22 protein-coding genes are annotated in these 24,247 nt (G+C 70.0%); 8 read left to right on the forward strand and 14 right to left on the reverse strand.

Annotated features, from left to right (window positions below):
• Nucleotides 1-44 precede the first annotated feature (44 nt).
• Nucleotides 45-1,025, forward strand: coding sequence for an isopenicillin N synthase family dioxygenase (locus ACYSUO_RS40415; protein ID WP_461781192.1), 981 nt, complete (start codon nt 45-47; stop codon nt 1,023-1,025).
• A gap of 56 nt (nt 1,026-1,081) precedes the next feature.
• Here the strand turns inward: ACYSUO_RS40415 and ccsB are convergent, their stop codons facing one another.
• The 7 genes from ccsB to hemL all read right to left on the reverse strand — a co-directional run bounded on the left by ccsB (nt 1,082) and on the right by hemL (nt 8,790).
• Complete coding sequence (gene ccsB / locus ACYSUO_RS40420) at nt 1,082-2,164, reverse strand: c-type cytochrome biogenesis protein CcsB (RefSeq protein WP_461781193.1); 1,083 nt, start codon at nt 2,162-2,164, stop codon at nt 1,082-1,084.
• The gene (resB, locus tag ACYSUO_RS40425) at nt 2,161-3,876 is read right to left on the reverse strand and encodes a cytochrome c biogenesis protein ResB (RefSeq protein WP_461781194.1); all 1,716 of its coding nucleotides are present in this window, start codon (nt 3,874-3,876) and stop codon (nt 2,161-2,163) included. The genes ccsB and resB overlap by 4 nt, the downstream gene beginning before the upstream one ends.
• Before the next feature lie 3 nt (nt 3,877-3,879).
• Nucleotides 3,880-4,644 (reverse strand): cytochrome c biogenesis CcdA family protein, encoded by a 765-nt coding sequence (locus ACYSUO_RS40430; RefSeq protein ID WP_461781195.1) that lies wholly within the window; start codon nt 4,642-4,644, stop codon nt 3,880-3,882.
• Nucleotides 4,645-4,650: 6 nt separating this feature from the next.
• Nucleotides 4,651-5,271 carry a TlpA family protein disulfide reductase gene (locus ACYSUO_RS40435; protein WP_461781196.1) on the reverse strand — a complete coding sequence of 207 codons (621 nt, stop codon included), beginning with the start codon at nt 5,269-5,271 and terminating at the stop codon, nt 4,651-4,653.
• 66 nt (nt 5,272-5,337) lie between these two features.
• On the reverse strand, nt 5,338-6,576 hold the full coding sequence (locus ACYSUO_RS40440) for a polysaccharide deacetylase family protein (RefSeq protein ID WP_461781197.1): 1,239 nt from the start codon (nt 6,574-6,576) through the stop codon (nt 5,338-5,340).
• 199 nt (nt 6,577-6,775) lie between these two features.
• Nucleotides 6,776-7,468 carry a histidine phosphatase family protein gene (locus ACYSUO_RS40445; protein ID WP_426902100.1) on the reverse strand — a complete coding sequence of 231 codons (693 nt, stop codon included), beginning with the start codon at nt 7,466-7,468 and terminating at the stop codon, nt 6,776-6,778.
• Nucleotides 7,465-8,790, reverse strand: a complete 1,326-nt coding sequence (gene hemL, locus ACYSUO_RS40450; RefSeq protein WP_461781198.1) for a glutamate-1-semialdehyde 2,1-aminomutase — start codon at nt 8,788-8,790, stop codon at nt 7,465-7,467. Before hemL ends, ACYSUO_RS40445 begins: the two co-directional genes overlap by 4 nt.
• A 206-nt stretch (nt 8,791-8,996) precedes the next feature.
• Between hemL and ACYSUO_RS40455 the strand changes: the two genes are divergently transcribed.
• A complete protein-coding gene (locus ACYSUO_RS40455; protein WP_461781199.1) occupies nt 8,997-9,599 on the forward strand; it encodes a hypothetical protein in 603 nt (200 codons plus the stop codon).
• A gap of 28 nt (nt 9,600-9,627) precedes the next feature.
• Here ACYSUO_RS40455 and ACYSUO_RS40460 read toward each other — a convergent pair whose 3' ends face one another.
• Nucleotides 9,628-10,494, reverse strand: coding sequence for an LLM class flavin-dependent oxidoreductase (locus ACYSUO_RS40460; protein ID WP_461781200.1), 867 nt, complete (start codon nt 10,492-10,494; stop codon nt 9,628-9,630).
• 207 nt (nt 10,495-10,701) lie between these two features.
• Between ACYSUO_RS40460 and ACYSUO_RS40465 the strand changes: the two genes are divergently transcribed.
• Nucleotides 10,702-11,916: a glycosyltransferase family 4 protein gene (locus ACYSUO_RS40465; protein WP_461781201.1), complete on the forward strand. Its 1,215-nt coding sequence runs from the start codon at nt 10,702-10,704 to the stop codon at nt 11,914-11,916.
• A gap of 1,995 nt (nt 11,917-13,911) precedes the next feature.
• Here ACYSUO_RS40465 and ACYSUO_RS40470 read toward each other — a convergent pair.
• From ACYSUO_RS40470 to ACYSUO_RS40480, 3 genes are all read right to left on the reverse strand, one after another.
• Entirely contained in the window at nt 13,912-14,559 is a 648-nt protein-coding gene (locus ACYSUO_RS40470; protein ID WP_461781202.1) for a CE1759 family FMN reductase, read from the reverse strand.
• Complete coding sequence (locus ACYSUO_RS40475) at nt 14,556-15,689, reverse strand: LLM class flavin-dependent oxidoreductase (protein ID WP_461781210.1); 1,134 nt, start codon at nt 15,687-15,689, stop codon at nt 14,556-14,558. The genes ACYSUO_RS40470 and ACYSUO_RS40475 overlap by 4 nt, the downstream gene beginning before the upstream one ends.
• A gap of 121 nt (nt 15,690-15,810) precedes the next feature.
• Entirely contained in the window at nt 15,811-16,446 is a 636-nt protein-coding gene (locus ACYSUO_RS40480) for a TIGR03086 family metal-binding protein (protein WP_461781203.1), read from the reverse strand.
• A gap of 104 nt (nt 16,447-16,550) precedes the next feature.
• Between ACYSUO_RS40480 and ACYSUO_RS40485 the strand changes: the two genes are divergently transcribed.
• Entirely contained in the window at nt 16,551-17,354 is an 804-nt protein-coding gene (locus tag ACYSUO_RS40485; RefSeq protein WP_461781211.1) for a DUF6597 domain-containing transcriptional factor, read from the forward strand.
• On the opposite strand, the gene ACYSUO_RS40490 is transcribed toward ACYSUO_RS40485, so the two are convergent.
• Nucleotides 17,351-17,548: a hypothetical protein gene (locus ACYSUO_RS40490; RefSeq protein ID WP_461781212.1), complete on the reverse strand. Its 198-nt coding sequence runs from the start codon at nt 17,546-17,548 to the stop codon at nt 17,351-17,353. The two genes, ACYSUO_RS40485 and ACYSUO_RS40490, sit on opposite strands and share 4 nt — an antisense overlap.
• Nucleotides 17,535-18,305 (reverse strand): SDR family NAD(P)-dependent oxidoreductase, encoded by a 771-nt coding sequence (locus ACYSUO_RS40495; protein ID WP_426902116.1) that lies wholly within the window; start codon nt 18,303-18,305, stop codon nt 17,535-17,537. The genes ACYSUO_RS40490 and ACYSUO_RS40495 overlap by 14 nt, the downstream gene beginning before the upstream one ends.
• A 204-nt stretch (nt 18,306-18,509) precedes the next feature.
• Here ACYSUO_RS40495 and ACYSUO_RS40500 point away from each other — a divergent pair, with 204 nt between their 5' ends.
• Nucleotides 18,510-19,370 (forward strand): hypothetical protein, encoded by an 861-nt coding sequence (locus tag ACYSUO_RS40500; RefSeq protein ID WP_461781204.1) that lies wholly within the window; start codon nt 18,510-18,512, stop codon nt 19,368-19,370.
• Nucleotides 19,371-19,419: 49 nt separating this feature from the next.
• Here ACYSUO_RS40500 and ACYSUO_RS40505 read toward each other — a convergent pair whose 3' ends face one another.
• Nucleotides 19,420-20,613 carry an RtcB family protein gene (locus ACYSUO_RS40505; RefSeq protein ID WP_461781205.1) on the reverse strand — a complete coding sequence of 398 codons (1,194 nt, stop codon included), beginning with the start codon at nt 20,611-20,613 and terminating at the stop codon, nt 19,420-19,422.
• A 212-nt stretch (nt 20,614-20,825) separates the two neighbouring features.
• On the opposite strand from ACYSUO_RS40505, the gene ACYSUO_RS40510 reads away from it, so the two are divergent.
• The 3 genes from ACYSUO_RS40510 to ACYSUO_RS40520 all read left to right on the forward strand — a co-directional run bounded on the left by ACYSUO_RS40510 (nt 20,826) and on the right by ACYSUO_RS40520 (nt 24,144).
• Nucleotides 20,826-21,665 (forward strand): DUF3558 domain-containing protein, encoded by an 840-nt coding sequence (locus tag ACYSUO_RS40510; protein ID WP_461781206.1) that lies wholly within the window; start codon nt 20,826-20,828, stop codon nt 21,663-21,665.
• A 149-nt stretch (nt 21,666-21,814) separates the two neighbouring features.
• The gene (locus ACYSUO_RS40515) at nt 21,815-22,648 is read left to right on the forward strand and encodes a DUF3558 domain-containing protein (protein WP_461781207.1); all 834 of its coding nucleotides are present in this window, start codon (nt 21,815-21,817) and stop codon (nt 22,646-22,648) included.
• A 149-nt stretch (nt 22,649-22,797) separates the two neighbouring features.
• A complete protein-coding gene (locus ACYSUO_RS40520; protein ID WP_461781208.1) occupies nt 22,798-24,144 on the forward strand; it encodes a DUF2637 domain-containing protein in 1,347 nt (448 codons plus the stop codon).
• Nucleotides 24,145-24,247 lie beyond the last annotated feature (103 nt).

Raw genomic sequence — 24,247 nt, forward strand, 5'->3', positions numbered from 1 at the left:
CCCGCACGTTGCCCCGGTGTTTCCGCGCCGCGAGAGTGGACCGCATGACCGCTTCCCCCGGCGCCGCGCCGCGCATCCCGACCATCGACCTCCGGCCCTGGCTGTCCGGCGACCCGCAGGCCCGCGCCGCGATCGCCGCCACCGTGGACGACGCGCTGCGCACCGCCGGGTTCCTGCTGGTCACCGGGCACGGCGTCGACCCGGCCCTGCGCACCCGGATCCGGGACGCGGCCCGCGGGTTCTTCCGGCTGCCGGCGCCCGTGAAGGAGCCGTACGGCGTGCAGGTCGGCGGCCGCGGCTGGCTCGGGCCCGGCGCCGAGGCCAACGGCTACGCCGAGGGCACCGAGACCCCGCCCGACCTGAAGGAGTCGCTGTCCTTCGCCACGGCGATGCCCTTCGACGACCCGGCGGTGCGCGCCGAGTGGTCGGGCGAGAACGTCTTCCCGGCCGAGTCGCCGCAGCTGCGCGCGCTCGTGGAGACGTACCTGGAACAGATGCGGACGCTCTCCGACCGGCTCCTCGAACTCCTCGCGGCCGCCCTCGACGAGCCCGCCGACTTCTTCACCCGGCACACCGCGCACCCCACCTGGGGCTTCAACATCAACTGGTACCCGGGCACGGAGGTCGTCGGCGCCCCGGAGCCCGGCCAGTTCCGGATCGGCCCGCACACCGACTTCGGCACGGTGACGGTCCTCGACCGGCAGGCCGGGAAGGGCGGCCTCCAGGTGTTCACGGACGAGGGCGGCTGGGAGGACGCGCCGTACGATCCGGACGCCTTCACGATCAACATCGGTGACCTGATGGCCCGCTGGACCGGCGACCGCTGGCGCTCCGGCCGGCACCGCGTCCTGCCGCCACCGGCGGACGCGCCCGCCGAGGAGCTCATGTCGCTCGTCTACTTCTACGAGTGCGACCCCGGCACGACCGTGGAACCACTCCCCGCCCCGAAGGGCCGCGTCGCGTACGAGCCGGTCGACTCGCACGCGTACCTGCGCGGAAAGCTCGACGCCATCACGGTGGGCTGACGCGCGTACGCGAAAGGCCGGCCCCGCAGGACCGGCCTTTCACGAAGCGATGCGGCTCACACCCCGGCGTACGAGTGCTTGCCCGTGACGAAGATGTTCACGCCGTAGTAGTTGAAGATCCAGCAGCCGAACGCGATCAGCGCCAGGTAGGCGGCCTTGCGGCCCTTCCAGCCGGCGGTCGCGCGGGCGTGCAGGTACGCCGCGTAGGCGACCCAGGTGATGAACGACCAGGTCTCCTTGGGGTCCCAGCCCCAGTAGCGGCCCCACGCGTCGCCCGCCCAGATGGCGCCCGCGATGATCGTGAACGTCCACAGCGGGAAGACGGCCGCGTTCACGCGGTAGGAGAACTTGTCCAGGGACTGCGAGGCGGGCAGCCGCTCCATGACGGAGGTCGCGAAGCGGCCGGGGGTGCCGCCGCCCGCGAGCTTGCTCTCGTAGGAGTCCTTGAAGAGGTACAGGATCGTGCCGACCGCGCCGACGTAGAAGACCGCGCCGCAGAAGATCGCCGTCGAGACGTGGATGTACAGCCAGTACGAGTGCAGCGCCGGCACCAGCTGGTCGCTGGACGTGTACAGCACGGTGGTGGCGAGACCGAGGTCGAGCAGGACCGTGATGACCAGGGGCAGGCCGAGCCAGCGCACGTTCTTCTTCAGCGCCAGCAGCACCAGGTAGATCGCCACCGCGACGGTGGAGAACGTGATGCTGAACTCGTACATGTTGCCCCACGGGGCCCGCTCCACCGAGAGCGCGCGCGTGAGCACGCCGCCGAACTCGATGATGAAGCCGAGCGCCGTGAGGGAGATGGCGATGCGCCCGTACAGGTCGCCCTGTGCGTCACCGCCGGCGGCGCCGGGGCCGTCCGGCACGTCACGCGCGCCGGCCGCGGCCCGCGTGACGACCTGCGGCCGCTCCAGGACGGTGGTGCCGCCCTCCTTCTTGACCGTGACGGCGGGCGCGGCGGCCTTCGTCTCGGCCTTGCCGGTCAGCGCGGCGGCGGTTCGGCCGACCTTGCTGCGGCTACCGAAGATCCACTCGGCCATGTTCGCGAAGAACGCGAGCAGATACACGGCCATCGACGAGTAGATGAGGACGTTACTGGTGTGAGCCAGGTTCTCGTTGACTGCGGCGGCGAGAGTCACTTCTCAGCCCCTTCGGCGGCAGGAACAGCGGTGGTTGATGCGGAGGTTTCAGTGGGTTCGGGGGCGCTCGGCGCCTCGCTGTGCAGCTGCTCGACCAAGGAGCCCAGCTCCTCCGGCAGCTTCGCGGACTCGCTGCGGCCGAGGCCCGCCATCTCGACGACGGTCACCCCGTCCTCGCCTTCGACGGCGCGCACCCAGACGCGGCGGCGCTGGATGAACAGGGAGCCGGCCAGACCGCCGATCGCGGCGATGGCGCCGCCCAGTGCCCAGGTGTCACCGGGCTGGTGGGAGATCTGGAAGGTGACCCATTCCTTGATGTCCTTGTCGAACGTGACGGAGCCCGCCCCGTTCGGCAGCTTCATCGTCTCGCCGGGCAGCAGCCGCTGCTTGAGCGCCTTGCCCTTGGAGTCCTTGAACGCCTTCATGTGCGAGGTGTCCAGCTGGTACACGTTCTGCGGAAGGCCGGCGTCGACGCCGAGGTCGCCGTGCGTCGCGTTCAGCGCGAGGACGGGGAAGTCGAGCGCCGGGAACTGGGAGAGCATCGTGCCCTTGCCCGCGCCCGCGAACGTCGGCACGAACCAGGCGGCGAAGCCCAGCTGTTCCTTCTTGCCCTTGGCGTTCTTGTAGCCGTCCATCACCTTGATGGCGCCCTGCGAGGAGATGTTGGAGTCGATCGGCAGCATCGGCACGGTCTGCTTCGAGACGACCTTGCCCTTGCCGTCGCGGACCGTGACGGGGACCGCGTAGCCGTGCCCGTTGAGGAAGATCTTGGTGCCGTCGATGTCCAGCGGGTGGTTGGACTCGATCTTGGCCTTCTTCGTCTTGTCGCCCGAGCCCTCGGTGTAGCTGACGTTCGCGCGGAACGTGCGCGGAGTGCCCTTCTCGGGTCCCGTGCGCTCGTACGTGGCCGTGAACTTGTCGAGGGTGAAGCTGAACGGCGACAGGTCGTGGTCGCTGTCGAAGAGGTTGCCGGACTTGAAGTCGTCGTACTGGGTGAGCGTGTTGGCGAACCCGTCGCCCTCGGTGACGAGCTTGCCGCCCTCGAACTTGAACAGCTGGCCCCAGGCGAAGGACACCAGCATCACGATCAGCGCGATGTGGAAGACGAGGTTGCCGACCTCGCGCAGATAGCCCTTCTCGGCCGCGACCGCGGTCCCGGCGACGTGCGCGCGGTAGCGGCGCTTCTTCATCATCGCGAGGGCGGCGGTGCGCACCTGCTCGGGGTCCGCATCGGTGCGCCACGTCGCGTACGCGGGCAGCCGGGTGAGCCGCTTGGGCGCGCCCGGCGGACGGCCGCGCAGCTGCCCGACGAACTGCCAGGTGCGCGGCACGATGCAGCCGATGAGGGAGATGAACAGCAGCAGGTAGATCGCGGAGAACCACACCGAGCTGTAGACGTGGAAGAAGCCGATCTTGTCGTAGATCGGCGCGAGCACGTCGTGCGCCTTGCGGAAGTCCTCGACCTTGGTCGGGTCCGTGCCCTGCTGCGGGATCAGCGAGCCGGGGATGGCGCCGAGGGAGAGCAGGAACAGCAGGATCAGCGCGACCCGCATCGAGGTGAGCTGCCGCCAGAACCAGCGGACCCAGCCGAGGACACCGAGCCGGGGCAGGTTGGGCGCACGGTCCTCCTGGGGGGCCGTGCTCAGCTGGGACGCGGCTTCGAGCTCAGTGGGATCGCCACCGGTCTGTACGTCGTCGGTCGTGTTGCTCATGGATCAGATTCCCACCTGGAAGCCGGTGGACCAGGTCCGCATCTGCCCCACGAGCGCGTCCCACGCACCCGTCAGCAGCAGAACTCCGGTCAGGATCATCATGATGCCGCCGATGCGCATCACCCACGTGTAGTGCTGCTTGACCCAGCCGAACGCGCCGAGCGCCTTGCGGAAGGCGATCGCGGCGAGCACGAAGGGCACGCCGAGGCCGAGGCAGTACGCGATGGTCAGTATCGCCCCGCGGCCGGCGGTGCTCTGCACCGAGGAGAGGCCGATCACGGAGGCGAGGGTCGGGCCGATGCAGGGGGTCCAGCCGATGCCGAACAGCGCGCCGAGGACCGGGGCTCCGGCCAGACCGGCGGCGGGCTTCTTGTGGAAGCGGAACTCCCGCTGCGTCATCCAGGGCATGAAGCCCATGAAGAAGATCCCCATGGCGATCATGAGGCCGCCGAGCACCTTGCTCAGCACTCCTTGGTACTCCTGGAGCGTCTGGCCGAAGAAGCCGAACAGGGCGCCGCCGGAGACGAAGACGGCGGTGAACCCGAGGACGAACAGGCTCGCGCCCGCCGCCATCCGGCCCCGCCGCTGCTCCATCAGATCGGTGCCGGTGATGCCGGTCACGTAACTCAGATAGCCGGGTACGAGGGGCAGCACGCACGGGGAGAAGAAGGAGACCAGGCCGCCGAGGAGGGCCACGGGCACGGCCAGGAGGAGCGCACCGTCGGTGACGGTGTCACCGGCGGCGAGTGCGACGAGGGAGGAGCTCACCTTCGCTCACTTCTCCGCGACGACCGGCGCGACCATCTTGCGCAGGGCCTTCTCGCTGAGTGGCTTGAGGGAACGCGCGGCGATCTTCCCCTCGCGGTCGACGACGATCGTCGAGGGGATGGCCTGCGGGTTGAGCGTGCCCTTCTCGAACTTGAGGAGGAGCCGGCCCGTCGGGTCGTAGAAGCTCGGGTACGGGACGTCGTAGTTCTCTTCGAACTTCTTGGCCGGGTTGGTGCTGGTGTCCCGGGTGTTGATGCCGAGGAACTGGACGCCCTGCTTCTCGGTGTCCTTGGCGACCTTCACGAAGTTCGGCGCCTCCGCACGACACGGCGGGCACCAGGAGCCCCAGACGTTGAGGACGACGACCTTGCCCTTGTAGTCGGACATGTCGAGCTGCTTGCCCTCGAGGTCCTTGCCGGTCAGGGAGGGGGCGTCGTGGCGCTCGCCCTTCTTGACCGTGGCGATGCCGCCGGAGCCGGTGACGAAGTTGGTGTTGTTGCCGCCGCCCGACGTACCGCCGGAGCCGCAGGCCGTCAGCGCGAGGGCCGCCACGGCGGCTCCTACGGTCAGCTTGGCGGCGCGGCGCTTCGTCGCGGTGGTGCGGGGGGTGCGGGAGGCGGCACTCATGTGAAAAGTTTCGCATGTCTGTTTAGGGGATCTTCCGCACCCCCCTCGCGGTGGGAAAATCCCACTTCAGGAGGGGTTTGCGAGGAACTTGCGCCAGCCTTCGGACGGCTGTTGTCCCACATCGAGCGTACGCAGCTTCGCCAGCGTTTCCGGGTCCTGCGCGTCGAGCCAGTCGACGAACTGCCGGAAGGAGACGAGCCGCACGTCACGGTGGGTCTCCGCGGTGGCCGCGATGTGCTTCAGCGCGTCCTCGACGGCGTCCATGTAGATGCCGCCGTTCCACTCCTCGAAGTGGTTGCCGATGAAGAACGGTGCCCGGTTCGTCTCGTATGCCCGCTTGAATCCCTGGATGTACGCCTGTGCGGACTGCTTGCGCCAGCCCGGGTAGTTGTGGGCGGGCGCCCGCGTGGAGTTGAGGGACTGGTTGGCCAGCATGTTGTAGTCCATCGACAGGACCTCGAAGCTCCGGCCGGGGAACGGGACGGCCTGCAGCGGCAGATCCCAGATCCCGAGCCGCTTGTGCGGCCAGCGCTGGACGCCGCCGGGCGAGGACGCGTCGTAGCGCCAGCCGAGTTCGCGGGCGGCGGGCAGCAGGTTCTCCTGGCCGAGCAGACAGGGCGTGCGGCCGCCGACGAGTTCCTTGTCGTAGTCGAAGGGCAGCGCGGGCAGGTCCTTCCAGCCCGTGTTCGTACGCCACTTCTTCACGAAGGACGTCGCCTGGTCGATCTCGTCACGCCACTGCGCGGGCGTCCAGTTGGCGACGGAGCCGGATCCCGCACAGAAGTGCCCGTTGAAGTGCGTGCCGATCTCGTGCCCTTCGAGCCAGGCGCGGCGGACGTACTTCAGGGTCTCCTTGATGTGGGCGTCGGTCAGATAGCCGATGTCGGAGGCGCCGACGGGGTTGTTCGGCGGGCGGTAGAGCCGCTTCTTCGACTCGGGCAGCAGGTACAGGCCCGAGAGGAAGAAGGTCATGTGCGCGCCGTGGTCCTCGGCGAGCTTCAGGAAGCGCGGGAAGAGCCCGTTGCCCACCTCGCCCGCGCCGTCCCAGGAGAAGACCACGAACTGCGGCGGCTTCTGGCCGGGTTCGAGCCGCTCGGGCCTGCCGGGCTGCCGCGGCTGCTTTCCGGTGTACGCCGTCGAGCCGTCGCCGATCGGCCGGTCGGGCGTCCGCCCCCGCGCCCCGGCCCCGCCGTGCCCCTCCGGAGCGACCTTCCGGCCACCGCCCGTACCGCATCCGGCGAGCAGCGCCCCGCTCGCCGCGCCCGCGCCGAGCCCGAGCAGTCCCCTGCGACTCACGTCCCGCATTCCGTCGTCCCCATTCCTCACACCGCCCCATTCACAGGGGCGCCCCGGAAGAGGGCATGAGGAACACGCGGGTTCCGGTAAACGGTCCTGATTTGCGGTGAATTGAAGGGGTACGCGAAAAGCCGCCGGGTTGACGGCGGCCTTTCGCGTGGTCTCGCGTGGTCGTTGCCCGGGGGATCAGGCGATGCGTTGCCCGGGATCAGGCCCCGAAGGCCTTGTCCTTCCCCTTCACGGGCTTCGCGCCCGCCAGGAGATGCGCGGGAACGAGATCGCGGGCGGGCTCGGTGTAGCCCACGGACACGATCTTGTCGCCCTGGTACGTGAACGTCGTCAGCGAGGCGAGCGTGCACTGCCGCTTGCGCGGGTCGTGCCACAGGCGCCGCTTCTCGACGTAACTGCGCACGATCCAGATGGGCAGCTGGTGGCTGACGCACACGGCCTCGTGCCCGCGCGCTGCATCCTTCGCCGCGTCGAGCGCACCCATCATCCGCACGACCTGGTCGATGTACGGCTCGCCCCAGGACGGCTTGAACGGGTTGACCAGGTGCTTCCAGTTCTCCGGGTTCTTCAGCGCGCCGTCGCCGACGCCGAAGGTCTTGCCCTGGAAGACGTTGCCCGCCTCGATGAGCCGCTCGTCGCTGTCCAGGTCGAGGCCGTGCGACTTCGCGATCGGCGTCGCCGTCTCCTGCGCCCGGTCCAGCGGGGACGCCACGACGTGCGTGATGTCACGCGCCGAGAGGTGCTCGGCGACCCGGTCGGCCATCCGCCGGCCCAGCTCGGAGAGGTGGTAGTCGGGCAGGCGCCCGTACAGGATCCCCTCCGGGTTGTGCACCTCGCCGTGGCGCATCAGATGGACGACGGTGATGTCGTCGCCCGACTTCGGGGCGCTCATGCCGTGGCCTCGGCGGCGGCGCGGGCGGCGGCGGGCAGCGCGGCCGCGATGCGCTCGATCGCCCGCTCGTCGTGGGCCGTCGAGACGAACCAGGACTCGAAGGCCGACGGCGGCAGATACACGCCCTGCTCCAGCATCGAGTGGAAGAACGGACCGAAGCGGAAGGCGTCCTGCCCCTTCGCGTCCTCGTAGTTGGTCACCTCGTTCTCCGTGAAGAACACGGTGAACATGTTCGTGGCGTTCTGCACGCGGTGCGCGACGCCCTCCTTGGTGAGCGCCTCACTCACCAGGCCGCGCAGCTGCTCGCTGGTCGCGTTCACCTTGTCGTACGCGGCGTCGTCGAGCAGCCGCAGCTGGGCGACACCGGCGGCGGTGGCGACGGGGTTACCGGACAGCGTGCCCGCCTGGTAGACGGGGCCCGCCGGGGCGAGGTGCGCCATGACATCGGCGCGGCCACCGAACGCGGCGGCCGGGAAGCCACCACCCATGACCTTGCCGAACGTCAACAGGTCGGGCACGACGCCGTCGACGCCGAACCAGCCGGCCTTCGACGTACGGAAGCCGGTCATCACCTCGTCGGAGATGTACAGCGCGCCGTTCTCGGCGCACACGTCCTTGAGCCCCTGGTTGAAGCCCGCCTTCGGCGGCACGACGCCCATGTTGCCGGGCGAGGCCTCCGTGATGACGCAGGCGATCTCGCCGGGGTGCGCGGCGAACGCGGCGCGCACGGCCTCGATGTCGTTGTACGGCAGCACGATCGTGTCGCCGGCCTGCGCGCCCGTGACACCCGGGGTGTCCGGCAGGCCCAGCGTGGCGACGCCGGAACCCGCGGCGGCGAGCAGCGCGTCGACGTGCCCGTGGTAGCAGCCGGCGAACTTGATGACCTTCGCCCGACCCGTGAAGCCGCGGGCGAGCCGGATCGCCGACATGGTCGCCTCCGTCCCGGAGGACACGAGCCGCACCTGCTCGACGGGGTCGATCCGCCGGACGATCTCCTCGGCCAGCTCGACCTCGCCCGCGCCCGGCGTACCGAAGGAGGTGCCGCGCGAGACGGCCTCCTGCACGGCCGCGATGACCTCGGGGTGGGAATGGCCGAGGATCATCGGCCCCCACGAGCACACGAGGTCGACATACTCACGGCCATCGGCATCGGTGAGATACGGACCGTTACCGGACACCATGAACCGGGGCGTTCCGCCCACGGCTCGGAACGCGCGCACGGGCGAGTTCACGCCACCGGGCGTCACCGCTTCCGCACGGTCGAAAAGCCCCTGCGACGCGGGTGCCTCATAGGGATAGGGAGTGTTGTTCGCCTCTGCCATACCTCTCAGCGTACGGCCCACCCTCGCGCGCCCCAGCGCGTGGACCCGCGGGGACTCTAGACTCTGCCTCGCGCCATACCTTGCGGACACGTTTCGGCGGGGGACCGTGGGGGAGGTCACTGTCACGATGATCGGGTTGCGCGTAGGCGGTCGCGCGGCCTACAAAAGGGCTTGCGCGGCCCGGGGAACAGCAGTCGGGTGGAGATATGCATCGCGGTGGCGGACTGGGCGAGGGGACCGGCGACCTGGGCCCCCGGCGTGCCCGGCGGGGGAAGCACCGGCGCGAAGAGGGCGAAGAGGCCCGGGACATCACGGCCAGGGACACCACGGCCAGAGACATCACGGACGGGGACATCGGGAATGGTGGCCGGGTGGGGGTGACCTACAAATACTTCGGCGCGCCCGACGGCGCGACGGCCGCCCGCGTCCCGATCTCCATGCGCCCTGAGGAGCTCGGCGGTGACGAGCTGGGCATGGGCGGCATGTTCACCAAGATCAAGCCGGAGACGATGGCCGCGATGGTCCTCACCGGCATAGAGGGCATACCCCTGCACAAGGTCCCGCCCCTGGAACTCGTCGTCCTCCACCCCGACTACGCGGTGGTCAAGCTCCCCATGACGGTCGTCGACCCGCTGCGCGGGGTCGGCGAGGAGTCCGTCGGCGCCGCGGCGTTCATCTGGTCCACGGTCCCCGACCGCGGCGGGCCGCGCGACGCGTTCAACGTGTATCAACTGCTGCACGAGTGGCAGGACTTCAGTCACCGGCTGCATGATGCGGGGCATCAGGCGTACTGCTTGGTGTGGCCGTAGGCGGTACGCCTGCTGGGTTCCTCCGGGGTCACAGCACCGGTGGACCCGCCTCGATCCTTCGCAGTACGGCCTCGTACGAGTCGATCGTCCCGCCCGTCTGCAACTGCCGCTCGTCCCACCAGGTGGCGCCCGCGTCGGCCAGCGGGCCCACGACGTCCAGCGCGGCCGCCTTGTCGGGCGGTGTGAGCCCGCCGACGACGAAGTCGAAGGGGCCCTCGGTGGATTCGCGGTGCTCGTTCACGTAACGGACGACGTCCGCGAACTGTTCGGGACGCGGCGGCACACCGTGCAGGGCATCGGCGAACAAGGGGGCCGCGCCGTCCCAGCGGGCCGCGCGGCGCATCGGCGGGCGGGCCGGCCAGAAGCCGCCGATCCAGACGGGCGGACGGGGCTGCTGCACGGTCGCCGGCAACAGCTGCGTCTCCTTCACGCGGAAGTGGGCGCCGTCGTGGTCCACCGTGCCGCCCGACCAGTACCGGGCGAGCAAGTCCAGACCCTCGTCGAGGCGTTCGGCGTGCACGATCCGGTCGACGGTGTCCCCGAAGTCGCCGTACTCGTCGTCGACGGGTCCGCCGAGACCGGCACCGAACACGACGCGGCCGCCGCTGAGCGCGTCCAACGTGGCAACCTGGCGCGCGAGTTGCTCGGGACGGTAACGGGGCACCGCCGCGACGAGTGTGCCGACCTTGATCCGGGACGTGGCCAGGGCCGCCGCCGTGAGCAGCATCCAGGGGTCGCCGAAGGGCTTGCCGCGCCGTACCTTCTTGTCGTGCACGACGTGGTCCCACAGCAACAGGGCGTCCCAGCCCGCCTGTTCGGCCGCGACGGCCGTGCGGGCGACGGTGTGGGCGTCGGCGAAGTCACCGAAGTTCGGGATGTTGACCGAGAAGCGCATGACGCCATGATGTCGGCCGGGACGCCTGCCCGACAGGGCGCCACGCATCCTCCCCGGCGGGTGGCGCGCAGGCAGCACGGCGGGCGGCATGGTGGGCAGCACGGCGAGCGCCGAGCCATTGGAGGATCGCCTGTTCGGTGGTCCGCCGAAGGGCTTCTTCCCCGGCTCACACCCGCGGCGCACGCCTTCCGGGGAAGGCATGGGCACATGAAGATCGCGTTCCTGCTGCACAACGTGTACGCCGTCGGCGGCACGGCGCGCACCACGCTCAACCTCGCCGCCGCGCTCATCGAGCACGGCGGCCACGAGGTGGAGATCGTGTCGCTCTCCCGGCACCGGGAGACCCCACGCTTCCCGGTCGACCCGCGGATCACCCTCGTACCGCTGGTGGACCTGCAGGACGGGACGCCCGACACGCTCCACCCCGCGTACGGGGAACCGGCGCGGGTCTTCCCCACTGCCGACAAACGCCACCAGCAGTACACGCTCCTGCACGACATGCGCGTACGCGCCTACCTGGAGGAGCGGTGCGAGGCCGACGTCGTCATCGGGACGCGGCCCGGGCTCAATGTCTACCTCGCCGAGTGGGGGCCGAAGCGGGCGCTGCGGATCGCGCAGGAGCACCTGCGGCACGACGCGCACAGCGGCAAGTTGCTCAAGACCATCGCCCGGCGCTACCGGGCGCTGGACGCGCTGGTCACGGTCACGGAGGAGGACGCGGACGTGTACCGGGCCGGGATGCGGCTGCCCGGTGTGCGGATCCTCTGCGTGCCGAACATCGTGCCGCCGGCCTCCGTGCCGCCCTCGGACGGCAGCTCGAAGATCATCGCCGCGGCAGGGCGGCTCGCCCGCGGCAAGCGCTACGACCTGCTCCTGGAGGCCTTCACCGCGGTGTCGGCGAAGTATCCGGACTGGGAGCTGCGGATCTACGGCGGCGGCCGGCAGGAAGCGCGCCTGCGGGCCCTCGTGGACGAGCTCGGGCTGGGCGGCCGGGCCCGCCTCATGGGGACGGTGTCGCCGATCGAGCCGGAGTTCGCGCGGGCTTCGATCGTGGTGAGCGCCTCGGACGCGGAGTCCTTCGGGATGACGCTGGTCGAGGCGATGCGCTGCGGTGTACCCGTCGTGTCCACGGATGCGCCGCTCGGTCCCGCGGAGATCATCACGGACGGGGTCGACGGGCGGCTCGTGCCCGTGGGGAACGCGAGTGCGCTCGCCGAGTCGGTCATGGACCTCATCGAGGACGAGCCGAGGCGGAGGCGGATGGGGTCGGCGGCACTCGCCTCCGCGCACCGCTACGACCCGGAGCCGATCGTGGCCCGCTACGAATCCCTCTTCACCGACCTCCACGCTTCCCGCCACCGACGCGCCTGGCAGAAGCTGCGCGCGCGGGCGGGGAGGCGGGTCCGCGGCGCGGTGCGGTGACGGGGCGGCGGGCCGTGTGGCGCGGTGCGGTGACCGGGCGCCGGTCCGCGTGGTGCAGTGACCGGGCGTCGGTCGGCGTGGCGCGGTGCGGCGTCCGGGCGGCGGGCGGCGTGACCGCGGCGCGGTGCGGTGACCGGGCGGCGGGCCGCGTGGTGCGGTGCGGTGACCGGGCGCCGGTCGGCGTGACCGCGTGGCGCGGTGCGGCGTCCGGGGTGCGGGCGCACCGCGTGGTGCAGCGCACGGGCTTTGCGCCGCGACGTCGCCCTTCGCCCCCCCCCGGCCCACGCCGGGTCTCGTCCCGAAGCGGGGTCGATCACGGCGCCCGCCCGGGCCCACGCCACGGGGCTCCGCCCCGGACCCCGCGGGCTATCGTCCACAGGCGGGGCTTGAATTGCCCACCCCCGCCGACGCCGACGCCGAAGGGGCCGACGAGGTCGCCTCGCCCATCTCCCACCGACCCGCCCCCTCCGGGGGCGTCGGCCCGACGGGGCGAGGCCTCGGCCTCGGGTGAGCGACCGCCAAGACGGCTCCCACCCATTGCGGTCAGCCGCAATCGCCATGGGTGAGCTACCGCAAGGACGACTCCCCACCCGTGACGGTCGACCGCCATCGCCTTGGTCAACCTGCCGTTGGCCCGGCTCCCCGCGCCTGACGGCCGACGCCGTCCCCACCTTGGGCAACCCGCCGCCGGCCCGACACCCCACACACGACGGTCAACCACACGCGCCCTAGGCGGCCTGCCACCCACCCCGGCTCCCCACCCTCTGCGGTCGGCCGTCCCCAGCTTGAGCAACCTGCCGCTGACCCGGCTCCCCACCCGCTGCGGTCGACCGCACGCGCCTTGGGCAATCCGCCGCCTGGCACGGTTCCCCAACCATTGCGGTCAACCGCCACCGCCTTGGGCAGTCCACCGCACGCACGGCTCCCCACCCACTGCGGTCGGCCGTCCCCGACTTGGGCAATCTGCTGCCTGGGGCGGCAGGGTGGGCAAGGCGGCACCCCGGTGCCGCGCAACGAACACGAACGGCCCCGGCCCCGGCACAGCAACCCGGCCCCCTAGCCGGCCGAAGCCCTCGGACGGGAGCGGGCAGGCGGGAGATATCCAGGCACCAGCACAGCCGAACAGGGACCGGTACCGCGCACCGAACACAGGGGCACCCGCCCCGGCAAAGGCCCCCGCCCGAGGCTGCGAACCCGTGACCACAGGCCCCACCCCGGCACAGCAACCCGGGCCCCGGACGGGCCGACGCCCCCGGAGGAGGCGGGCGGGAGGGAGATGACCGGACACCGGCGCAGCCAGACAGGGACCGGTACCGCGTGCCGAACGCTGGGGCGCCGACCCCAGCAAAACTGCAGGTGCCGCGCCCCCTCGCGGCAGGCCCCACCCCGGCACAGCAACCCGGCCCCAGACAGGCCGAAGCCCCCGGAGGAGGCGGGCGGATGGGAGATGAGCGGGCACCGGCGCAGCCGGACAGGGGCTGGAGCTGCGCGCCGATCGCGGGGGCGTCGAACCCGGCATGGTCCAGACCTCGGCCCCGGCACCGCGCACCGAACGCAGGAGCGCCCACCCCGGCAAAGCCCCAGACCCCGGCGCCGCGCGGCGAACGTATGGGAGCCACCCCGACAAAGCCCCAGGGCCCCGGTGCCACGCACCCCTCACGACCGGCCCTACCCCGGCACAGCAACCGAGCCCCGGACAGGCCGAAGCCCCCGGAGGGGGCGGGCGGGTGGGAGATGACCGGGCACCGGCCCAGCCGGAGAGAGGGCGGTACCGCGCGACCAGGACGGCGGGCGCCGACCCCGGCAAAGGCCCCCGGCCCCGACACCGCGTAACCGGAACGGCAGGCGCCGACCCCGCTACAGACCCCCGGCCCCGGCACCGCGTAACCAGAACGGCAGGCGCCGACCCCGCCACAGGCTCCCGGCCCCGGTGCCCCGCAACCAGAACGGCGGGCGCCGGCCCCGGTACGGAACCGGCCCCGCGCACGCAGACCGTCAACCGACCCGCAGCGCCTCCAGGCGTTCCGCGAACGGGACCACCTCGAAGCCGTCCCCCGGGTCCACCGACGTGATCGCACCGTGCAGTGAACGAGGAGCGATCGCCGACGTCGTGTCCACGTCGGGGGACGACGCGGAAGGCCCCATGAACCGCGCCAACTCCCCACCCGCACGGGCGATACGAGCCGCGAGGCCCTCCTCGCCCCAGTCCTCCGACGCCGCGTACACGGCGGTCGGCAGGACAACGGCCCGCAGGTACGTGAAGAGCGGGCGCAGCGCGTGCTCGGTCACGAGCGAGTGGCGGGCCGTGCCGCCCGTCGCCCCCACCAGCACCGGCTTCGCCGTCAACGCGTCCTTGTCGATCAGGTCGAAGAACGACTTGAACAGGCCGCTGTAGGAGGCGGAGAAGACCGGGGTCACCGCGATCAGGCCGTCCGCCGCCGCCACCGCGTCGAGCGCCGCGGCCAGCCGAGCCGGCGGGAAGCCGGTGACGAAGTGCTGGGCGATCTCCGTTGCGTAGTCACGCAGTTCGAGCACCTCGACCTCCGCGTCCACGCGCTCCGTGGTCGCGGCGGCCAGCCGATCGGCCAGCAGCCGGGTGGACGACGGAGCGCTCAGCCCCGCCGACACGACGACGAGCTTCACTTCGAACTCCCTTCAGAACCGGCCGACTTGTCAACACCGGCCGACTTGTCAGAACCCGCCGACTTGGCGGCGACACGCGCCGCATGCGTGGGCGCGTCCGGCACATTCGCGGGCCGCTTGTTCGCGAACTCCTTGCGCAGCACCGGCACGACCTCCTCGCCGAGCAGGTCGAGCTGCTCCAGGACCGTCTTCAGCGGCAGACCCGCGTGGTCCATCAGGAACAGCTGGCGCTGGTAATCACCGACGTAGTCCCGGAAGGACAGCGTCCGCTCGATGACCTCCTGGGGCGAACCGACCGTCAGCGGCGTCTGCGACGTGAACTCCTCCAGCGACGGACCGTGCCCGTACACCGGCGCGTTGTCGAAGTACGGACGGAACTCCCGCACCGCGTCCTGCGAGTTCTTCCGCATGAACACCTGGCCACCGAGGCCCACGATCGCCTGCTCCGGCGTGCCGTGCCCGTAGTGGGCGTAGCGCTGGCGGTACAGGTTCACCATCTGCTTGGTGTGCGAGGCCGGCCAGAAGATGTGGTTGTGGAAGAAGCCGTCGCCGTAGTACGCGGCCTGCTCGGCGATCTCCGGCGAGCGGATGGAGCCGTGCCACACGAAGGGCGCGACACCGTCCATCGGCCGCGGCGTCGACGTGAACGACTGGAGCGGCGTACGGAACTTGCCCTTCCACGTCACCACGTCCTCGTCCCAGAGGCGGCGCAGCAGCGCGTAGTTCTCGATGGCGAGGTCGATGCCGTCCCGGATGTCCTTGCCGAACCACGGGTAGACCGGGCCGGTGTTGCCGCGGCCCATCATCAGGTCGACCCGGCCGTCCGCGACGTGCTGCAGCATCGCGAAGTCCTCGGCGATCTTCACCGGGTCGTTCGTGGTGATCAGCGTCGTCGACGTGGACAGGATCAGGTTCTCGGTGCGGGCCGCGATGTGGCCGAGCATCGTCGTCGGCGAGGACGGGACGAACGGCGGGTTGTGGTGCTCACCGGTGGCGAAGACGTCGAGGCCGACCTCCTCCGCCTTCTGCGCGATGGCGAGCATCGCCTTGATGCGCTCGTGCTCGCTCGGCGCGCGTCCGGTCGTCGGGTCAACGGTGACGTCACCGACGGTGAAGATCCCGAACTGCATGCTGCTCACCTTGCTCACCTTCCGCAGGTTGTTGACGCTTCAACTATACCTCCGGAACGGTGCGCGGTCGCGCGCTATTCCCCACCCCGCCATCCGCCTCCCCCGGCCACTCCCCGCCCCGCTAATCCCCGCACGGGGCCCCGTGCAGATTCCTGTACTCCGCCCCCTCCTCCCCGTACGGATCCCGGCCCGTGGCGGCCAGCAGGCGGGCGAGCGGATCCGCGTCCGCGCCCACCGGCACCGCCGCCCCGAACGCCCCCATCTCCCGGCCCGTCGGCGCCAGCCGCTCCACCACCTCCGTGAGCTCCGCCACCACCTCCGGATCGGCCCCGTACTCCCGGCCGGTGGCCCGCGCCAGATCCCACGCGTGCGCGGTCAGATCCAGCAGCGCCATCCCGCCGACGGTCCGCGCCGGCATGTTCAGCGCCCCGGTCGTCCCCTCCTCCGCCCCGGGCGTGGACCAGGCCTCGACCAGCGCCTCCGCCTCACGCGCGAACCGCTCCCGCCAGCCGGCCTGCGCCACGTAGTCCGGCGGCGAGGAGAAGTCGGAGTCCTGCTTCACCGCGAGCTTCTGGAACTCGACGACCACGTGGAGAAGGTGGTTTGCCAGGGCCCTCACGTCGTAGTCCGCGCACGGCGTGGGGGCGTCGAGGTCCTTGTCCTCGATCCCGGCGACGACCGGGACGGCACGGGAGGCGGCCGCGGCGAGCAGCGCGCCCAGGGGCTTCGCGTCCATCTGCTTCTCGTTCATGTCCATACCTCGACGCTACGAGCACGGGCCGCCGCCCCGCTTGAAGAAACACGACGCCACGGAAACGCGTTGTCAGTGCCCCGCTCTACGCTCTTTTCATGTCACAGGACATGCCGCAGGACCGCCCCGACACCCGCGGGATCGTCGACCCGACCGCGCTGCTCACGCGCGTGCGGCTGCGACACCACGAGCCCGCCGAACCGCTGCGCCGACACGTCGAGCACTACTGGTTCATCGACTGGGACCTGCCGGAGCCCTACGCCTCGAACGTGCTGCCCCACCCCTCCGTGCACCTCACCTTCCAGCAGGACGACATCGACCAGCCGCCGTACGGGGAGCTGACCGGCGTCGCCGCGCCCGGCCTCTACACGCGCAAGATCCACGGGCGGGGAAAGGTGTGCGGGGTGAAGTTCCGGCCGGGGGCGTTCCGACCGTTCGCGCCGGACGCGCCGGTCTCGGAGTGGACGGGCCGCGTCCTGCCCTACGAGGAGATCTTCCCGGCCACGAACCCCGCGACCATCCTCTCCCCCGCCGACGACGCGGGCCGGATCGCCGCCCTCGACACGTACCTGCTGCCCCTCGCCCCCACCGCCCCCGACCCGCAGGCCGAGCTCGCGATCGGCCTGGTCGACCGCATAAGGGCCGACCGCGGGGTCCGCCGAGTCGCCGACTTCGCGCGCGCAGAGGGCATGACGGTGCGATCGCTGCAGCGCCTCTTCCACGCGTACGTCGGCGTCAGCCCCAAGTGGTGCATCCTGCGCTACCGCATCCACGAAGCCGTGGAGACGGCCGCGGCACGCCGCGACATCGACTGGGCCGCCCTCGCCGCCGACCTCGGCTACGCGGACCAGGCCCACCTCGTCCGGGACTTCACGTCGACGGTGGGAGTACCACCAACTGCCTACGCCGGCTAGTTGGCGTGCTTGATCGCGTAGATCATCACGAACGCGACGATATGAATCCCGAACAGGAAGTAACCCAGGTACCACCACATGTACCGCTCGCCGCGCTTCTCCTCCGCGCGACGCCGCTCGTCGTACTCCCGCTGAAGCACATCCAGCGGATCAGGCGGCCCCACCGGCCCAGAGCCAGGGCTATGACTGCTCACGATGCACCTTGGTGTTGGACGCCTGAGCACGCGGCCGCACCACCAGCAGGTCGATGTTCACGTGCGACGGCCGGGTCACGGCCCAGCCGATCGTGTCGGCGACATCGTCCGCGCTCAGCGGCTCGGCCACGCCCTGGTACACCTTCGCAGCCTTCTCCTCGTCCCCACCGAACCGGGTCAGCGCGAACTCATCGGTCTTGACCATCCCCGGCGCGACCTCGATGACCCGCACCGGAGTCCCGACGATCTCGAGCCGCAGCGTCTCCGCGAGCACGTGCTCCCCATGCTTGGCGGCGACGTACCCGCCCCCACCCTCATAGGTCCCATGCCCCGCAGTCGACGACAGCACCACCACGGTCCCGTCCCCACTCGCGGTGAGGGCGGGCAGCAGCGCCTGCGTGACGTTGAGCGTGCCGATGACGTTCGTCTCGTACATCTGCCGCCACTGATCCGGGTCCCCGGTGGCAACGGGATCGGCACCGAGCGCGCCACCGGCGTTGTTCACGAGCACGCCGATGGTCTTGAACGCGGAGGCGAACTCATCGACGGCAGCCCGATCGGTCACGTCCAACGCGTACGCGACGGCATCGTGCCCCGCAGCCGTGATCTCCTTCGCGACCGCGTCGATCCGGTCCTGCCGACGAGCCGTGAGCACCACGCGATACCCCTCGGCCGCCAGCCGCCGAGCAGTGGCAGCACCGATGCCACTGCTCGCGCCCGTGACGACGGCAATACGGGATGCGGGGGCGGGAGCCATGGTCTTGCCCTACCTTTCGGCGACGATCCACTGAATCGCAGCCCAGGGTACGCGCGACACTCACACGGGTGACGCCGCTCGATCACCCGGACGGGGCGGGAACGCGCGGGCTAGCGTCACATTCGACAACCGAAAACAGAACGGCCCCCGGCGGGATTGCAGTCCCGACCGGAGGCCTGACCAAGAGGAAGGCAGTAACTTCCCATGGCTGAACGCGAGCCTAGCGCTCACCACCAACTGGCGTTCGACGACGCCTCGGCATCCGGGTTCATGGACCTCGAGGTCCCGGAGTACTCGTACATGTTCGGGTTCCTGCAGATGGACGGGCACCTCTCACAACAATCGCGCGACCGGGGCCGACTGACCGCCGAGATCAACATCCGGGACATCGAGATCCTGCACAGGTTCCAGGAGCTGACGCCGTACAACAGCAGCGTCACGGAGCGGGTCCGGAAGACGAACTTCTCCGACAGCCACCACTCGGCGACGTGGACCCTGTGCTCCTTGGAAGCACGCACGAAGATCAACGAACTCGGGCTGCCGTACGGCCGCAAGTCCAAGCAGGTCAAGCCACCCCGGGTGCCTTTCTCGCGACGCGACTACTTGCGGGGAGTGATCGACGCGGACGGTTCTGTCGGGTACACGGGCAAGGGGCTCCCGTACATCACGCTCACCACGCAAAGCACCGCCATCGCGGTCTACCTGTGCTTCTACGCCCGCAAGGTCGCCGAGGTGCAGCGTCACCCCAAGCGCAATGCACGTGACGGCATCTACAACGTCATGTACGCGATGGAGGCCGCTCAGAAGCTCAGCGCCCATCTCTACTATCCGGGCTGCCTCGCGCTCGAGCGCAAACAGGCGGCGGCCGACTCGCTGATCGGCTGGACCCGGCCAACCGACATGAGGGCGGCGTACACCGCGCGACGCTGGAAGGAGTGGGAGGACCGCGTTCTCCTGAAGCACGACAGCATCGCAGCCGCCGCCGAGGAGCTGGGCCGTACCTACCAGAGCTGCAACCTGCGAAGGTGGCGCCTGCTGAGCGGGAAGGTGCCGATGCCTGAGTGATCCCCGGCCGAGGGCCCGAGCTGCCAACAGCTCGGGCCCTCCCGCCAGTTCAGCCCTTCACGCAGACGACCTGCTTGATCTTCGCCACGACCTCCACCAGGTCGCTCTGCTGAGCCATGACCTGGTCGATGTTCTTGTAGGCACCCGGGATCTCGTCCAGAACCCCGGAGTCCTTACGGCACTCGACCCCGCGGGTCTGCTCCTCCAGGTCCCGCACCGTGAAGTGTCGCTTCGCCGCGTTGCGGCTCATCCGCCGTCCGGCACCGTGCGAAGCCGAGTTGAACGCCTTGCTGTTGCCGAGGCCCTTCACGATGTACGAGCTGGTTCCCATGGACCCGGGAATGATTCCGTAGTCACCGGACCCGGCCCGGATCGCTCCCTTGCGCGTCACGAGCAGGTCCATGCCGTCGTACCGCTCTTCCGCGACGTAATTGTGGTGACACGAAATTTCGGGCTCGAACGTCGGCTTGGCCTTCTTGAACTCCTTGCGGATCACGTCCTTGAGAAGCGCCATCATGATCGCGCGGTTGTACTTCGCGTACTCCTGCGCCCAGTACAGGTCGTTCCGGTATGCCGCCATCTGCGGGGTTTCCGAGATGAAGACCGCCAGATCCCGGTCGACGAGCCCCTGATTGTGCGGAAGCTTCTGCGCCACTCCGATGTGGTGATCCGCCAGTTCCTTGCCGATGTTGCGGGAACCGGAGTGCAGCATGAGCCAGACCGAACCTGACTCGTCGAGACACACCTCTTCTAGGTGATTTCCGGCTCCGAGCGTGCCCATCTGCTTCACGGCCCGCCCCTCCCGGAACTTCACCGCATCGGCGACCCCGTCGAACCGTCCCCAGAAGTCGTCCCACCCACCCGTGGCGAACCCGTGCAGCCGGCCCGGGTCCACCGGCTCGTCATGCATGCCGCGGCCCACCGGGATCGCCTGCTCGATCTTTGAGCGGAGGCGGGAGAGGTCGCCGGGGAGGTCGTTCGCGGTCAGGGACGTCTTCACCGCGCTCATTCCGCAGCCGATGTCGACGCCGACCGCCGCCGGGCAGACCGCGCCCTGCATCGCGATCACCGAGCCGACCGTGGCGCCCTTTCCGTAGTGGACGTCGGGCATGACGGCCAGGCCCTTGATCCACGGGAGCGTCGCCACGTTCTGGAGCTGCTGGAGCGCGCCCGGGTCCACCGTGGCCGGGTCGGCCCACATGCGGATCGGGACCTTGGCGCCCGGTACCTCTACGTATGACATGAAATCCCCCGAGGATTGGATGAGTTGGTATGAAATGGTCGACTTCGAGCTGAAGCAGTGGAAATGGATGTAGCGCAAATACCGGCGCCAGCGCGGCAAATCGGATGCCGGACCGGCGTTCACGGCAGCCGGTGCGATACACATAGTGCCCATTGGCCGCCCCGCCGCGGCAACCGATTAACCAGGCGTGAAGCGCCGAGAGGAGCCTCAGGGTGCAGCGGAAGTCGTACGCGTTCGTACCGGGTGTCGCCGTGCTCCTTGCGGCTGTGCTCGCCGGCTGCACCAGTGGTTCCGACGGCGACGGCAGTGCCGACGACTCGAAGCCGGGTGGGCCGACCGCGACCGCGTCGACCGCGGAGCCGGGTAAGTACCGGACGCTGCCCGAGCCGTGCAGCCAGCCCGACCAGGGCACGCTGGACGAGATGCTGCCCGGCATCAGGAAGCTCCCGGACGCGGAGCAGCGGGAGAAGGCGTACGAGGGCGTGGCCACGGTCACGTACGACACGGATCGTCGGGTCGGGTGCCGGTGGAAGGACGATTCGGCCCGGGACGGCACGCATCGTCTGAGCCTCGACTTCGAGCGTGTGGTGTCGTACGACACGGCGGTGAGCGATGACGACCGTGCGGCGGCGGTGTTCGCGTCGAAGGCGGACGCGGCGGATCTACCGGAGCCGGTGGCGTCGGAGGTCTCCTCCGAAGCCTCCTCGGAGGCTTCGGCCTCGGCGTCCGCCTCCCCGTCCGACGAGCCGTCCGGCGACGCCTCCGACTCCCCGAGTTCCTCCGACAGCGGGTCGCCCTCCGGGACTCCGGTTGATCTTCAGCCGCGGCTGCTCGAGGACCTCGGCGACGAGGCGTTCGTCGACGACGTGCTGGCGGGTCCGACGACCGGTCGGCACCGCACGGTGACTGTGGCGTTCCGCACGTCGAATGTGTTGGTGACCGTCCGGTACGAGGTGCAGTCGGCGACCGCCGAGAAGGTGCCGGACAGCAAGGAAATGCAGGACACAGCCCAGAATCTGGCCGGGAACCTGGTCGGTAAGTTCGGCGATTAGGGGCATTCGGGCACAGCCCGATGGCATGGTGAAGGCGAGACGTGTGCGTCGGCCACGGCGTACGGTGACCCATCGGACCCCACTCGTGAAGGTCGAATGGTCATCACGTGTCGGGGCCGTGGCCCTGTCAGCGTCCTAGTGAAGGAACCATGCACCGTCCGACCAAGCGACTCACCCGCACCCTTGTCTGCGCGGCCGCCGTGCCTGCGGTTCTCGTCGTAGCCGGCTGCTCGTCCGGTTCCGGTTCCGACAGCGCGAAGGACGACTCGCAGGCGAAGGCCTCGGCCTCGACCTCGGGCGCCAAGGCGAAGAAGGTCGCGCCCGCGACGTACAAGGAGCTGCCGCAGGCGTGCTCGGCGTTCTCGAAGGACACGCTGGGCGATCTGGTTCCGAAGGCCGAGAGCAAGGCCGGCGCGTCCGACGACGAGTCGACGCGTGCGAGCTGCTCCTGGTCCAGCCTGGAGAACAACGGCGTGAAGGGCTCGCAGTTCCGCTGGCTCAATGTGTCGTTGGTCCGTTTCGACTCGGATGTGAACCGGGGCAGCGGCGACAAGCTGGCCGAGACCTACTACGCGAAGCAGATCTCGGACGCCAAGGCGACCAAGGGCGCCAAGGACGTCAAGACGATGCCGGTGTCCAAGACGGGCGACGTGGCGACGCAGGTCAGCTACGACCGGAAGTACAAGGACAAGAAGGACACCGTCACGTCCAAGCAGCAGACCATCGTGTCGCGCGTGGACAACGTCGTGGTGACGGTCGACTACAACGGTTCGGGTCTGGCCGGCGAGGAGGCCCCCGCCGCGGGTTCGCTGTCGAAGGACGCGCAGAAGGCGGCGAAGGAAGCGGTGGCCAAGGTCATCGAGTCCGCCAAGGGTGGTGACGCCGGTGGTTCGGCGAAGCCGTCGGCCCCCGCCAAGGACTCGAAGGACGACAAGAAGTCCGAGGAGTCCACGAAGCCGGAAGAGTCCAAGAAGGGCGCGTGATCGCGGCCCGCTGACCTCTTGGTCGACCTCCTGACGGAAGCCCGGTTCCCCCTTGGGGGACCGGGCTTCCGCGCGTACCGGCCCGCACCCTTCCGCACGCATGTGCCAGTCTGTTGGCCGCAACAGCCGGAACTTGGAGGGGAAGTGGAGTGGCCGCGCCACTGAAGCTGACACGGACGCACCGGATACTCGTGGGGGTGGTCATCGCCGGGGCGGTGGTCATCGCCGCCATCGGTTTCGCCGGTTCGTACGCCGCTGTGCGGGAGTTGGCCCTGGAAAAGGGCTTCGGGAACTTCTCGTACGTCTTCCCGATCGGTATCGACGCCGGTATCTGTGTGCTCCTTGCGCTGGATCTGCTGCTGACGTGGATCCGGATCCCGTTCCCGTTGCTGCGTCAGACGGCGTGGCTGCTGACGGCGGCCACGATCGCCTTCAACGGCGCGGCGGCCTGGCCCGATCCGCTGGGCACCGGCATGCACGCGGTGATCCCGATTCTCTTCGTGGTGGCCGTGGAGGCGGCGCGGCACGCGATCGGGCGGATCGCGGACATCACCGCGGACAAGCACATGGAGGGCGTGCGCATCACGCGCTGGCTGCTGTCTCCGGGGCCGACGTTCTTGTTGTGGCGGCGGATGAAGCTGTGGGAGCTGCGTTCGTACGACGAGGTCATCAAGTTGGAGCAGGAGCGGCTGGTCTATCAGGCGCGGTTGCGTTCGCGGTTCGGGCGGGCGTGGCGGCGGAAGGCTCCGGTGGAGTCGCTGATGCCGTTGCGCCTTGCTCGGTACGGGGTGCCGTTGGCGCGGACCGCGCCGGAGGGCCTTGCTGCGGCGGGTATCGAGCCGCAGCTGCTGCCGCCGGCGCCCGCTGTCCTGGAGGCGGCTCCCGCGCCGGCGGCCCCACAGGCCCAGCCGCAGCCACAGCCACGACCGCAGGCGCAGCCGCAGCCACAGCCGCTCGCCGAGGACGGCAACTACGTTCCGCCCGCGTTCAAGGCCGAGCTGCACAAGGAGTACCGCGGCGGCTATCGGCCCGACCTCGGGTCCGACTACGAGTCCGACGTCGAGCAGGGTCTCGTGCCGCCCGCCTACGCCCCCGAGCCGGAGCACCAGGGCCGCTATGACCAGGGCCGCTACGAGCAGCAGCGGCAGCCGCAGGCTCCCGCCCAGGTCCCCGCTCCCCGCGCTCCGGAACCGGAAGCGGAACCGGCTTTCCAGGAGCCGGAGTTCCAGGAGCCCGAGTTCCCTGTGCCCAATGGGGCAGGTGGGACGCGGCCGTTGGGTGACGGCGCGCCGGAGCTCGTCGAGGAGCCGACGGACGACGAGCTGTACCAGGTGTTCCGCGGCTCGATAGAGGGCGAGGGGCTGCCGACGCCGAAGGCGTTCGCGGCGAACGTGGAGGCGCAGTACGGGGAGCGGCTGACCGGGGAGGACCTGGAGCGATACATGAACCAGTTCGCGGTCCGTTTCGAGCAGGACATGATGAGCGACTACGCGTAGGCACGCATGCGTGAGGGGCGGCACCGGATCGGTTGCGGGGGCGCCCCCCACAAGTGCGAAAGCGCCGCGCCCCCTTCGCACCCGGGGCCCCCCCCCCGCGCGG

The sequence above is a fragment of the Streptomyces sp. UC4497 genome, assembly GCF_054871485.1.